This is a genomic window from Streptomyces cyaneofuscatus, from assembly GCF_000718135.1.
Lineage (GTDB): Bacteria > Actinomycetota > Actinomycetes > Streptomycetales > Streptomycetaceae > Streptomyces > Streptomyces cyaneofuscatus.
In genome coordinates this window covers 336,001-348,807 of record NZ_JOEM01000001.1, presented here as the reverse complement: position 1 = coordinate 348,807, position 12,807 = coordinate 336,001, and the positions used below count along the sequence as shown (strand labels likewise).

The window sequence follows — 12,807 nt, the reverse complement described above, 5'->3', positions numbered from 1 at the left end:
GCACCGACCGTAACCCCCGGAGCCCACCCCTGGGTCCCGAACGGTGAGGAGTGGGCCCCAGGACCCAAGCCCCTTGTCCGCGCGGCCGATTAGGGTCGTGGCGTGGACCTCGTGCTGCTCGCCGTCGCCGCTGTCTGGGGTGGTGCCACCGGACTGCTGATCCCGCGCGCCGCGTACCGGTTCGCCGTCCAACCCGAGGAGCCCTGGCGCACCGCCTGCCCCGCCGGGCACGCGTTCACGGGCCCGCTCGGCGGCTGGTGGGGCCGGGCCCGCTGTACGCCTTGCGCATCCCGCGTACAGACCTCCGTACGGTACGGAGACGAGGCGGAAGCCCCTGTGGCGTACGGGGAGGAAACGGAGCCCCCCGCCCCCCTCCCGTACGCCTACGCCCCCGGCGCCCTCGCTCCCCTCATCACCGCCCTCGCCTGCGTCACGCTTGCCGCCGCCACGGGGCCCCGGCCCGAGCTTGCCGCGTGGCTGCTCCTCGCCCCGCCCGCCGTCCTCCTCGCCACCGTCGACCGCCGCGTCCACCGGCTGCCCGACCCGCTCACCCTTCCCCTGGCCGCTGCGGCCGTCCTCCTCCTCGGCGGGGCCGCCCTGCTCCCCGGACACGCCGGATCCTGGGCCTCCGGGCTCCTCGGCGGGCTGGTGCTCGGCGGCTTCTACCTCCTGCTCTTCCTCATCAACCCGAACGGCATGGGCTTCGGCGACGTGAAGCTGGCCCTCGCCCTGGGCGTCGCCCTCGGCTGGTACGGCTGGGAGGTGCTGTTCCTGGGCGGGTTCGCCGGGTTCCTGTTCGGCGCGGCGTACGGACTCGGGCTCGTCCTGCTCCGGCGCGCGGGGCGCAAGACCGGCATCCCGTTCGGCCCGTTCATGATCGCGGGGGCGCTGGTCGGTGTGCTGCTGGGAGCCCTGGCGGCCTGAGCCCGGGACCGGGACCGGGCCCGGCAGGTGAACCACCCGTACGTCCCGGAATCCATTCGCGCCACCCGCCCCCGGCCTGACACGATCCCCGTATGTCCGAACAGTCCCCTCCGCCCCCTCCGCCCCCGCACTCCGTACCGGCCTTCTCCTCCGCCGCCTCCCGCGACCGGTTCGAGGCCCTCGTCGCCGAGGCCGACTCCGTCTCCGTGGACGGATGGGACTTCTCCTGGCTGGAGGGCCGGGCCACCGAGCAGCGCCCCTCCTGGGGGTACGCCCGCGCCATGGCCGGCCGGCTCGGTGAGGCCCGTGCCGCGCTCGACATCCAGACCGGCGGCGGCGAGGTGCTCGCCGCCGCGCCGAAGCTCCCGCCGGTCACCGTGGCCACCGAGTCCTGGCCGCCGAACATCGCCCGCGCCACCGCGCTCCTGCACCCCCTCGGCGCCGTCGTCGTCGCGGACGCGGACGAGCCGCCGCTGCCCTTCGGGGACGCGGCCTTCGACCTGGTGGTCAGCCGGCATCCGGTGACCACCTGGTGGGAGGAGATCGCCCGGGTGCTCGCCCCCGGCGGTACGTACTTCTCGCAGCAGGTCGGCCCGGCGAGCGTCTTCGAGCTCGTCGAGTTCTTCCTCGGCCCGCAGCCGCCCGAGGTGCGCCGCGGCCGCGACCCCGAGGACGCGCGCGCCGCCGCCGAGGCGGCCGGTCTTGAGGTCGTCGACGTGCGCCTGGAGCGGCTGCGCACCGAGTTCTTCGACATCGGCGCGGTGGTCTACTTCCTCCGCAAGGTGATCTGGATGGTGCCCGGATTCACCGTCGAGCGGTACCGGCCCCAACTGGCCGCACTCCACCGGAAGATCGAGGAGGAAGGGCCGTTCCTCGCCCACACCACCCGCTTCCTGATTGAGGCCCGTAAGCCCCTGTGACGTATCAACGAGTGTCAACCTGCTGACGCCGGACGCCAGTTCAGCCTTGCCCGCCAGGCAACGCGATCGTGCGAGCCGCCGTCCTACACGGTGGGAGCAGGCCCAGCGAGGGAGACGGGGAGTGGCCATGACGGTGGAGAGGGAAGAGTACGGCGGCCCGGTCGGGCGCCCCCGGAGTCCTCGGAGCCCCCGGAGCGGCAACTCCGACTGGCTCACGGGTTCCCGGATCACCGCCGTGCAGGGGGTCTTCTACCGGCCCGAGGGGCGCGCGGGCGAGCCGGAGGCCGTGGAGTTCGTGATCGACCGGGGCGAGTCCGTCCTGCTGACCTGCACCTCCGACTGGACGTTATGCGTCACCCCGGGCGCCTGGCCGCTGCTGCCCGACTGGTGCGTACCGGCGAACCAGTGGCAGCACGCCCCGCTGACGCAGCTGCCGCCGGTGCCGTACGAGGGTGGCTGGACGGTCGTCGGCACGCTGGAGCGCAGGGACGGGTGCGGCGAGGTCCATGAGGCGGTGATCCGCTGCCAGGAAGGCGACTTCGTGGTCGCGGCGGGGGACACCCTGGCGGTCCGCTTCCACCCGCACTGAGGGCGCCCCGTCGAGGCGCCCCGCCGAAAGCCCCCGCCCCCTACGCGTGCGGCCCCACCGACACTGCCCCCACCGTCAGCTCCGCCCGCCCCTCCATGATCGCGCCCACCCGCTCCACCTCGTCCTCCAACTCCCGCAGCCGCCCCGCCGACAAGGGCTCCGACGACTCCAGCGGCTCCACCGTCACCGTGATCCGCTTCCCCGAACGGCGCTGGTGCCAGACGCCCGCGACCGCGCCGTCCACCAGCAGCACCGGGTAGTTCCCCGCCTGCCCGCCCCCGAGCGCCCGCTCGAAGGCCCGGCCGGGGAAGAGCCGCTCGCGGGGCTGCGAGGCGATGGCGAACGCGTCGAAGTAGGGGAGCAGTCGCACCCCCCGTACAGGACCGGCCGGGAAGTCCGTGTCGCCCGCCACCACCCAGGCGGGCCCGGCGTCCTCGAACGCCACCTCCTCGATCGCCCCGGAACCGGAGCCGGAGCCGGAACCGGAGCCGGAACCGGAGCCGGAACTGGGATCGGAGCCCGACCCCGCACCGGCCAGCGAGGCGAACAGCCCCTCCGCCCACCGCTTCGGCGCGGCGAGCCACCGGGCGAAGTGGGCCGGGGTGGCCGGACCGTACGCGTACAGGTACCGCTTCACCAGCTCCGCCTGCGCCTCCGGCCCGGGCAGCGGGGTGTACCCGGGGTTCGTGTAGGTCGCCCGGCGGCCCCGGTTCGGGGCGTAGGCCAGCACGCCCCGGTGTCCCGCCAGGTGAAGGACCTGCCGCCAGCGCGGCCACATCTCCTGGAAGCCGGGCATCACCAGGTCCCCGGCCCACGGCCCGGTCCGGGCGACGACCTCCTCGGAGAGCTCGTCGACCGTGAGCTCCGCCCCGGTCAGCGCCGCCCCGATCGCGGCCACGACCTCCTCCACCTGCTCCGGGGTCATCCGGGCGTCCTTGGGGAACGGGTTCGGGCCCGTCGGTAGGGCGGAGAGCGCGCCGGTCCACAGCGGCAGGTCCGCCGCCGGCAGGAGGTGGACCGTGCCGCGCGGCCCGAACGTCTTGACCAGGGTCCGCCGGGCCGCGTCCTCGGTCCACAGGGCGGTACGCACATCCGTCCGCGTCAGGCCCGCGCCGCGCAGCCCCACCGAGAGCTCGGCCGCCGACAGCACCTGGGCGTGCGTACCGAGCATCGCGCCGACCGCGTCGGCGGGGGAGAGGCCGGGCACCGGGCCCGACAGGTGCTGGCGGGCCAGCCTCCGGGCGTTCGCCTCGGGCCAGGTCACGGTCGCGTATCCACGGGCGCGGGTCGTCATGGCACGAACCTAGAACGCCTTCAGGCCAACTTCGGTCCTCAAGGGGTCCACTCGGCGTCAAGCCCGCGCCGTTCCGCACCCCCTCGATACCGGGGACGAATCCCGGCCCGGAAGCCCCGTCCGACGGGTCTCCTCCTGGCCCGTTACGGAGTCCGGCGTATCCGGAGCGTAGTTGTGGAGTGGCGCGGCACGCGCCGGGACTTACGAAGGGTTATGGTGGAAACCCCCCCTCGGGCCGGTCCGTATCCCCCCCCACGGACCGGCCCGTTTTTTCTGCCCGGACCAGGGCGGGGCCCCGCCGACCCCCGCGCGACCGACCGTCAGCCGCGTCCAGACGTCAGCTGCGTCCAGACGTCAGCCGCGTCCAGACGTCAGCCGCGTCCAGACGTCAGCCGCGTCCCGCCCAGATGTTGGTGCCCTCGGTGTCCACGGCGAAGGCGTCGATCTCCTTCAGCTCCGCGGCCGTCAGCGCCGGTCCGGCCAGCGCCGCCACGTTCTCCTCCAACTGCTTCACGCTCGACGCGCCGATCAGCGCCGACGTCATACGGCTGTCGCGGAGCACCCACGCGATGGCCAGCTGGGCGAGCGACTGGCCGCGGCCCTGCGCGATGTCGTTCAGGCCGCGCAGCCGGCGCAGGACCTCGTCCGAGAGCAGGCCCGGGTCCAGCGACTTGCCCTGGGTGGCGCGCGAGCCCTCCGGGATGCCCTTCAGGTACTTGTTCGTGAGGAGCCCCTGCGCGAGCGGCACGAAGGAGATGCAGCCCATCCCGGCCGTCTCCAGGGTGTCGAGCAGGCCGTCGTCCTCGATCCAGCGGTTGATCATGGAGTAGGACGGCTGGTGGATGAGGGCCGGGACGCCCATCTCCTTCAGCAGCCGGGCCGCCTGCGCCGTCTGCTCCGCGTTGTACGAGGAGACGCCGACGTACAGCGCCTTGCCCTGCTGGACGGCGGACGCCAGCGCGCCCATCGTCTCCTCCAGCGGGGTGTGCGGGTCGAAGCGGTGCGAGTAGAAGATGTCGACGTACTCCAGGCCCATCCGCTTCAGCGAGGCGTCGAGCGAGGACAGCAGATACTTCCGCGAGCCCCACTCGCCGTACGGGCCGGGGCGCATCAGGTAGCCGGCCTTGGTGGAGACGACCAGCTCGTCCCGGTACGGGGCGAAATCCTGCGCGAACAGCCTGCCGAAGTTCAGCTCGGCCGAGCCGGGCGGCGGCCCGTAGTTGTTGGCCAGGTCGAAGTGGGTGACCCCGAGATCGAAGGCGCGGCGCAGGATCGCCCGCTGGGAGTCCAGCGAACGGTCGTCACCGAAGTTGTGCCACAGGCCCAGCGAGAGGGCGGGCAGCTTGAGCCCGCTGCGGCCGGTGCGGCGGTATTCCATGGTGTCGTAGCGCGTGTCGGCAGCGCGGTAGAGGAGGTCGGGGGAGAGGTAATCAGTCACTTTCCCTCCTTATCACGGAGTTGTGACAGACCGGGTTGGGCCCCCGTGACCCGATCGCAGTAATGTGGCGGCTTCGGGGAAAGCCGACGTGCGGCGCGGCTCATACCCGCGCGGGTCCGTGCGGACCGCGCGGCGTTTCCCCTGCGGGGGCTGACCCCGGACGACCCCCGGCGACGGGGAGGGCGGGCCCCGGGCCCGTACGGAACCGAGAGGGTGAACTCAGTGAACTTCCGCGACCTGGTGTACAGGCTCTACGCGCGCCGGGTGGAAGGCCGCCTGGACCATGACCAGGTGCCGAAGCACATCGGGGTCATCCTCGACGGCAACCGCCGGTGGGCGAAGGCGTCCGGCGGCTCGGCCGTGCAGGGCCACCAGGCGGGCGCGGACAAGATCTCCGAGCTGCTCGGCTGGTGCAGCGAGACCGATGTCGAGGTCGTCACCCTCTGGATGCTCTCCACGGACAACTTCGACCGGCCCGAGCACGAGCTCAAGCCGCTCCTGGGCATCATCGAGAACACCGTGCGCAACCTCGCCGCCGACGGCCGGTGGCGCGTCCACCACGTCGGCACCCTCGACCTGCTGCCCGCCGAGACCCAGACGGTGCTCAAGGAGGCCGAGCAGTCGACGTCCCATGTCGACGGGATAATCGTCAACGTCGCTGTCGGCTACGGCGGCCGCCAGGAGATCGCGGACGCCGTGCGCTCGCTGCTCCTGGAGCACTCGGAGCGGGGCACGACCTTCGAGGAACTGGCCGAGATCGTCTCCACCGACCTGATCTCCGAGCACCTCTACACCCGCGGCCAGCCCGACCCCGACCTGGTGATCCGGACGAGCGGCGAGCAGCGCCTGTCGGGCTTCATGCTCTGGCAGAGCGCCCATTCGGAGTACTACTTCTGCGAGGTCTTCTGGCCGGCCTTCCGCAAGGTCGACTTCCTGCGGGCGCTGCGCGACTACGCCGCCCGCCACCGGCGCTACGGGGCCTGAACGGCCCCCTTCACCCGTACGGCCCGATGACTCCTCCATATAGGGGAGTCATCGCGCATGCAGGGGCGCGTATGGAGGCGTCATCGCGCGTCCACCGGGACTTCTCCACACCGTGTCATATGCAGCGGCATGGCTTCGGGCCGAACAGGGAATACCCCTGACAGGTCGACATCCGGTCACCAACCAGGCGGATGTCGCATCCAAGTGAGCGGCACCCAGTCCGCTCGCCCGGGAGGCCCTTTGCACACGAAGGACCGTAGACGCAGTCAGCCTGCGGCCGACGCGGAGGCCGTGGTCCGGCCCGCGCACAGGGGCCCGATCCCGGTCCGTCCTCTCCCTTCGGGAAGCCCAGCGACCGTTCGTCGCACTCCCCGACCTCGTCCGAGGGGGTACGTCCTTCCGTGGTGACCAGTAGCAAGCGCCGCATGCCCGACAGGCGCACATACGTTCTCGACACCAGCGTCCTGCTGGCCGATCCCGGAGCCATGGCCCGCTTCGACGAGCACGAAGTCGTGCTGCCGATCGTGGTGGTCACGGAGCTGGAGGCCAAACGGCACCATCCGGAGCTCGGATACTTCGCCCGGCAGGCCCTGCGCCTGCTGGACGACTTCCGGATCCGGTACGGCCGGCTGGACGCCCCGATCCCGCTCGGGGATCTGGGCGGGACGCTCCGCGTCGAGCTCAACCACTCCGACCCCGGAGTCCTGCCCGCCGGATACCGGCTGGGGGACAACGACTCACGGATTCTCGCGGTCGCGCGCAACCTCCAGGCGGAGGGGTACGACGTCACGGTCGTCTCCAAGGACCTGCCCCTGCGGATCAAGGCCTCCTCGGTCGGCCTCCTCGCCGAGGAGTACCGCGCCGAGCTCGCCATCACCGACTCCGGCTGGACCGGGATGACCGAGCTGTCCCTCTCGGGGGAGCAGGTCGACCTGCTCTTCACCGAGGAGACGCTGTACGTCCCCGAGGCCGCCGAGCTGCCCGTCCACACCGGGCTGGTCCTCCAGTCCGAGCGCGGCAAGGCGCTCGGCCGGGTGACCGCCGAAGGCAATGTGCGGCTCGTGCGGGGCGACCGGGAGGCCTTCGGCATCCACGGCCGCAGCGCCGAGCAGCGGATCGCCCTCGACCTGCTGCTCGACCCGGACGTCGGCATCGTCTCGCTGGGCGGCCGGGCCGGCACCGGCAAGTCGGCGCTCGCGCTCTGCGCCGGTCTCGAGGCGGTGCTGGAGCGGCAGCAGCACAAGAAGGTGATGGTCTTCCGCCCGCTGTACGCGGTGGGCGGCCAGGAGCTCGGCTACCTCCCCGGCAGCGAGGCCGAGAAGATGAGCCCCTGGGCGCAGGCGGTCTTCGACACGCTCTCGGCGGTCGCCGGGCGCGAGGTCATCGAGGAGGTGCTGGGGCGCGGGATGCTGGAGGTCCTGCCGCTCACCCACATCCGCGGCCGCTCGCTCCACGACGCGTTCGTGATCGTGGACGAGGCGCAGTCCCTCGAACGGAACGTCCTGCTGACCGTGTTGTCCCGGATCGGGGCGAATTCCCGTGTGGTGCTCACCCATGACGTGGCCCAGCGGGACAACCTCCGGGTCGGCCGGTACGACGGAGTCGTCGCCGTGGTCGAGAAGCTGAAGGGTCATCCGCTCTTCGCCCATGTGACGCTCACGCGTTCGGAGCGTTCCCAGATCGCCGCACTGGTGACCGAAATGCTGGAGGAAGGCCACATCTGACCTGCATGTCCTTGTTCGTGCCGCCCGGCGAGCCAAAGAGCTTAGCCGGGCGGCATCGTGTTGCGCCGTCATTTCCGTAAAACGGATGGCCCAAACGGGGTGTGACCTTTCCCACGCAACACAGAATTGCCCCCTGGCATCCCCGTCCGGCAGAGTCTTGCTTCCGTCAGGCCCCGCATACGACACTTGGGCACCTCCAGAGGCGCCACGCACCACACAACTCCACACGTAACCGTCGTATGCCGCCCGCGAGCACCACGCGGCGACCCCTCCACCGGGATCGCCCAACGGGCCCGTGCCTCCCGTGACCCACGCAGTAGGGAGGCCAGAGCCAGGGGCACGAACGCGCCCGCGAGGTCACCTAAGCGGACGATGCTGGAAGGACACCATGTGAGCCGGATCTCGGTCCGGGGGTTCGCCGTGGCATCTGCCACTGCGGTCACCACCGTTGGCGCCGTCGTAGGCGTTGCTGCGGGCGGCGCACCTGCCGCCGACGACAACAACTTCGAGGCTGCCGCAGCCGACACCACGCTGCTCGCAGACATCCCCGCGGGCCAGCAGGCCCAGGTCCAGACCGCTTCGCTGACGCAGCAGGCCGATGCCCAGGCATCCGCGGCCGACTCCGCCGCGAAGAAGTCGGCCGAGGAGTCCGCCCGTCTCCAGGCCGCCAAGGACGCCAAGTCCAAGAAGGCGGCGGCCGAGGCGAAGGCCGAGGCCGAGCGGCTGGCCGAGGAGAAGGCGGAGAAGGAGAAGAAGGAAGCGGCCGAGCGTGCCAGCCGGTCCTCCGTCCGCGACGCCTCCTCGTTCTCCGCGCAGGGCTCGTACACCGTGGCCCAGGTGCAGGCGATGGCCCGTCAGATGGTCCCCGCGGACCAGTTCCAGTGCTTCAGCAACATCGTGAACCACGAGTCGACCTGGAACTACCGCGCGACCAACCCGTCCTCCGGCGCGTACGGACTGATGCAGGCCCTCCCGGGCCACAAGATGTCCTCCGCCGGCGCCGACTGGCAGACCAACCCGGCCACCCAGATCAAGTGGGGCCTCAGCTACATGGACAGCCGCTACGGCTCCCCGTGCGGCGCCTGGTCCTTCTGGCAGGCCAACAACTGGTACTAGAGCTTCAAGCTCCCCCGAGGCCCCTCACCGCGAACGCGGTGGGGGGCCTCGCGCGTGTACGGTCGCATCCGGCGATCCATGGCAGCGCTGGGGAGCGAAGATGGGGGAAGGGAAAGAGACATGTCGAAACTACCGGGCTGGCTGGGCCGCTTCGGGTCCGAACTGACGGAGCTGGGCGCACGCCTGGAAGAGCGCCGGGAGCGCGCCGCCGCCGATGACGACCCCCTCGGGGTGACGGGGGCGGCCGACGCCGCCCCGGACGACCCCGGGCAGGTTCCCGCGCCCCCCACGTACGCCCCCTCCGTCGCCGCCAAGCCCGATCCCGTCGCCGCGATCCCGTGGGGGATGCGGGTCGCGGCCGAGGCCGGGTGGCGGCTGCTCGTCCTCGCGGGGACCCTCTGGGTGCTGATGCAGATCATCACCGCCGTACAGCTCGTCGTCCTGGCCTTCTCCGCCGCCCTGCTCATCACGGCGATGCTCCAGCCGACCGTCGTACGGCTCAAGCGGTTCGGGCTGCCGCACGGGCTCGCCACCGCGGTGACCGCGGTGCTCGGGTTCGTCATCATCGGCCTGGTCGGCTGGTTCGTGGTGTGGCAGGTCATGGAGAACCTCGACACGCTCTCCGACCGGGTCCGCGACGGCATCGACGAGTTGAAGCGCTGGCTGCTGGACAGCCCCTTCCACGTCACCGAGTCGCAGATCAACGACATCGCCAAGAACCTCAACGACACCATCGGCACCAACACGGAGGAGATCACCTCCGCCGGGCTCCAGGGCGTCACCTTCATGGTGGAGTTCCTTACCGGCCTGCTGCTGGCGATGTTCTCCACGCTCTTCCTGCTCTACGACGGCCGGCGCATCTGGGAGTGGTCGCTGAAGCTGGTGCCCGCCCAGGCCCGCCCCGGGGTCGCGGGGGCCGGGCCGCGCGCCTGGCGGACCCTGACCGCCTACGTGCGCGGCACGGTGCTGGTCGCCCTGATCGACGCCATCTTCATCGGCCTCGGCCTCTACTTCCTCAATGTGCCGCTCGCAGTGCCGCTGGCCGTGTTCATCTTCCTGTTCGCCTTCATCCCGCTGCTGGGTGCCGTGGTCTCCGGGGCGCTGGCGGTGGTCGTCGCGCTGGTCACCGAGGGCGTGTTCACCGCGCTGATGGTGCTGGTGGTGGTGCTCGCGGTGCAGCAGATCGAGGGCCACATCCTCCAGCCGTTCATCCTCGGCCGGGCGGTGCGGGTGCACCCGCTGGCCGTGGTCCTCGCGGTGGCGACGGGCGGCCTGGTCGCGGGCATCGGCGGCGCGGTGGTCGCCGTACCGCTGGTCGCCGTGGTCAACACGGTGGTCGGCTATCTGCGGTCGTACGCGACCCCCGCCCCGGTCGGCGGACAGCACGGGGCCACCGCGCTGGGGGTCGCCCCGACGCCGCCGCCCGCCGCACCGCAGCCGCAGCCGCAGCCGGTGGCGGACGAGCCGGGCGACGGGCCCGTCACCACCGCCGAGCCCACGGAGCCGCCCGGGAGCGAACCGCCGGAGAAGTAGGCGTACATACGGAAAGAGCCCCGGGGACGGTCGGTCGTCCTCGGGGCTCTTCCTCGTATCAGGGGTGGTGCGGGTGACTACTCGGCGAGTACGGCCTCGGCGTCGAGGGTCACACCGACCGCCTGGATCACCGAGGCGACCTTGACGGCCTCCTGGATGGTCTCGCGGTCCACGCCGGCCTTGCGGAGCACCTGCTCGTGGGAGTCCAGGCACTGGCCGCAGCCGTTGATCGCGGAGACGGCGAGCGACCACAGCTCGAAGTCGACCTTCTCCACGCCCGGGTTGCCGATGACGTTCATCCGCAGGCCCGCGCGGAGCGTGCCGTACTCCGGGTCCGACAGCAGGTGCCGGGTCCGGTAGAAGACGTTGTTCATCGCCATGATGGCGGCCGCCGACTTCGCCGCGGTGTACGCCTCGGCGGAGAGGTTGGCCTTCGCCTCGGGCTCCAGCTCACGCAGCACCTTCGGCGAGCGCGAGGCGATCGCGCAGGCCAGCACGGTGCCCCAGAGCTGCTGCTTCGGGAGGTCGCTGTTGCCGATGACCGAACCGAGGTTCAGCTTCAGGTCCTTGGCGAAGTCCGGTATGGCGGACTTGAGTTCATCGAGAGCCATGGGTATCAGCTCACTCGCCCGAGAGGAGCGCGACCGGGTCGAGGGTGTTCTCGCCCTTGGTCCAGTTGCACGGGCACAGCTCGTCGGTCTGCAGGGCGTCGAGGACCCGCAGGACCTCCTTGGGGTTACGGCCCACGGAACCGGCGGTCACCATCGTGAACTGGATCTCGTTGTTCTGGTCGACGATGAAGACGGCGCGCTGCGCGAAGCCGTCCTCGCCCTCGATGCCGAGGTCACGCATGAGCTCGTGCTTCGAGTCGGCCAGCATCGGGAAGGGCAGGTCGGTCAGGTCCGGGTGGTCCTTGCGCCAGGCGTGGTGCACGAACTCGGAGTCACCGGAGAAGCCGAGGACCTGGGCGTCCCGGTCGGCGAACTCCTCGTTCAGCTTGCCGAAGGCGGCGATCTCGGTGGGGCACACGAAGGTGAAGTCCTTCGGCCACGCGAAGACGATCTTCCACTTGCCCTCGTAGGTCTTGTGGTTGATCTGCTCGAACTCCTTGCCGCTCTCCAGCGAAACACAAGCAGTCAGGTCGAACTCGGGGAACTTGTCACCGACAGTGAGCACGCGCTCTCCTTGCAGCGTTAGGAAATTCCCCTTTGGGGAGATTTCCTGAGGGTTGGACGAGATCCACCTTGGCACAGAGTGCATTGATCAGGGAAATAGCTACACTCGGTCGTGATGATCGGAGGTGCCTATCAGTGGGCCAGGGGAAACCGGGCATACGCCCTCAGAAGCCAGCCAGGCAGTCCGCCAAGCAGCCCAGCCTGTCGCAGCTCCGCGCCTTCGCGGCGGTGGCGGAACATCTGCACTTCCGGGACGCGGCGGCAGCAATCGGGATGAGTCAGCCGGCACTCTCCGGAGCCGTCTCCACCCTGGAGGAGGCACTGGGTGTCCAGCTCATCGAGCGTACGACGCGCAAGGTGCTGCTCTCGCCCGCCGGGGAGCGGCTCGCGGCGCGGACCGGTGTCGTGCTGGAGGCCGTCGCCGCGCTGATGGAGGAGGCGGAGGCCGCCCGGGCGCCGTTCACCGGGGTGCTCCGGCTCGGTGTGATCCCGACCGTCGCCCCGTATCTGCTGCCCACCGTGCTCCGGCTCGTCCACGACCGCTACCCGGACCTCGACCTCCAGGTCCATGAGGAGCAGACCTCCTCGCTGCTGGAGGGGCTCGCCGCCGGACGCCTGGACCTGCTGCTCCTCGCCGTGCCGCTCGGGGTCCCCGGAGTGAGCGAGATCCCGCTCTTCGACGAGGACTTCGTGCTGGTCATGGAGCAGGACCACTGGCTCGGCGGCCGCGCCGACATCCCGCGCGACGCGCTGCGGGAGCTGCCGCTGCTCCTCCTGGACGAGGGCCACTGCCTGCGCGACCAGGCCCTCGACATCTGCCGGGAGGCCGGGCGTACGGAGGGGGCGCCGGTCACCACGACCGCCGCCGGGCTCTCCACCCTCGTCCAGCTGGTCGCGGGCGGGCTCGGGGTGACGCTGCTGCCGCGCACCGCCGTCACGGTGGAGACCGCGCGCAACGACGCCCTGGCCACCGGGTACTTCGCCCACCCGGCCCCCACCCGGCGGGTGGCGCTGGCGATGCGGACCGGGTCGGCGCGGGGCGGCGAGTTCGAGGAGTTCGCCGCAGCGCTGCGCGGGGCGATGGAGCCGCTGCCGGTACGTCTCGTATGA

Annotated in this window: 12 protein-coding genes; 8 read left to right on the top strand and 4 right to left on the bottom strand. The window is 71.1% G+C overall.

Going from position 1 to position 12,807, the window contains the following annotated elements; translation table 11 throughout:
• The first annotated feature begins 102 nt into the window (after positions 1–102).
• The 3 genes from IF17_RS0101655 (at position 103) to IF17_RS0101645 (ending at position 2,433) form a co-directional block, all read left to right on the top strand.
• Complete coding sequence (locus tag IF17_RS0101655) at positions 103–924, top strand: prepilin peptidase (RefSeq protein ID WP_030561360.1); 822 nt, start codon at positions 103–105, stop codon at positions 922–924.
• 92 nt (positions 925–1,016) lie between these two features.
• Positions 1,017–1,844, top strand: a complete 828-nt coding sequence (locus IF17_RS0101650; RefSeq protein WP_030561359.1) for a class I SAM-dependent methyltransferase — start codon at positions 1,017–1,019, stop codon at positions 1,842–1,844.
• Positions 1,845–1,971: 127 nt separating this feature from the next.
• Complete coding sequence (locus tag IF17_RS0101645; RefSeq protein ID WP_030561357.1) at positions 1,972–2,433, top strand: hypothetical protein; 462 nt, start codon at positions 1,972–1,974, stop codon at positions 2,431–2,433.
• A 40-nt stretch (positions 2,434–2,473) separates the two neighbouring features.
• On the opposite strand, the gene IF17_RS0101640 is transcribed toward IF17_RS0101645, so the two are convergent.
• Positions 2,474–3,727, bottom strand: a complete 1,254-nt coding sequence (locus tag IF17_RS0101640; protein WP_030561355.1) for a winged helix DNA-binding domain-containing protein — start codon at positions 3,725–3,727, stop codon at positions 2,474–2,476.
• A gap of 388 nt (positions 3,728–4,115) precedes the next feature.
• The gene (gene mgrA, locus IF17_RS0101635; protein ID WP_030561353.1) at positions 4,116–5,165 is read right to left on the bottom strand and encodes an L-glyceraldehyde 3-phosphate reductase; all 1,050 of its coding nucleotides are present in this window, start codon (positions 5,163–5,165) and stop codon (positions 4,116–4,118) included.
• A gap of 222 nt (positions 5,166–5,387) precedes the next feature.
• Between mgrA and IF17_RS0101630 the strand changes: the two genes are divergently transcribed.
• From IF17_RS0101630 to IF17_RS0101615, 4 genes are all read left to right on the top strand, one after another.
• Entirely contained in the window at positions 5,388–6,149 is a 762-nt protein-coding gene (locus IF17_RS0101630) for an isoprenyl transferase (protein WP_030561350.1), read from the top strand.
• Positions 6,150–6,550: 401 nt separating this feature from the next.
• Entirely contained in the window at positions 6,551–7,873 is a 1,323-nt protein-coding gene (gene phoH2, locus IF17_RS0101625) for an RNA 5'-3' helicase PhoH2 (protein ID WP_030561348.1), read from the top strand.
• A gap of 390 nt (positions 7,874–8,263) precedes the next feature.
• A complete protein-coding gene (locus tag IF17_RS0101620) occupies positions 8,264–8,989 on the top strand; it encodes an aggregation-promoting factor C-terminal-like domain-containing protein (RefSeq protein ID WP_030561345.1) in 726 nt (241 codons plus the stop codon).
• Between the two features lie 120 nt (positions 8,990–9,109).
• Complete coding sequence (locus IF17_RS0101615) at positions 9,110–10,522, top strand: AI-2E family transporter (RefSeq protein WP_030561343.1); 1,413 nt, start codon at positions 9,110–9,112, stop codon at positions 10,520–10,522.
• 77 nt (positions 10,523–10,599) lie between these two features.
• On the opposite strand, the gene IF17_RS0101610 is transcribed toward IF17_RS0101615, so the two are convergent.
• Both IF17_RS0101610 and IF17_RS0101605 read right to left on the bottom strand, forming a co-directional pair.
• Complete coding sequence (locus IF17_RS0101610; RefSeq protein WP_030561341.1) at positions 10,600–11,133, bottom strand: alkyl hydroperoxide reductase; 534 nt, start codon at positions 11,131–11,133, stop codon at positions 10,600–10,602.
• 10 nt (positions 11,134–11,143) lie between these two features.
• Complete coding sequence (locus IF17_RS0101605) at positions 11,144–11,698, bottom strand: peroxiredoxin (RefSeq protein ID WP_007452441.1); 555 nt, start codon at positions 11,696–11,698, stop codon at positions 11,144–11,146.
• Positions 11,699–11,832: 134 nt separating this feature from the next.
• On the opposite strand from IF17_RS0101605, the gene IF17_RS0101600 reads away from it, so the two are divergent.
• The gene (locus tag IF17_RS0101600; RefSeq protein ID WP_018510279.1) at positions 11,833–12,807 is read left to right on the top strand and encodes a hydrogen peroxide-inducible genes activator; all 975 of its coding nucleotides are present in this window, start codon (positions 11,833–11,835) and stop codon (positions 12,805–12,807) included.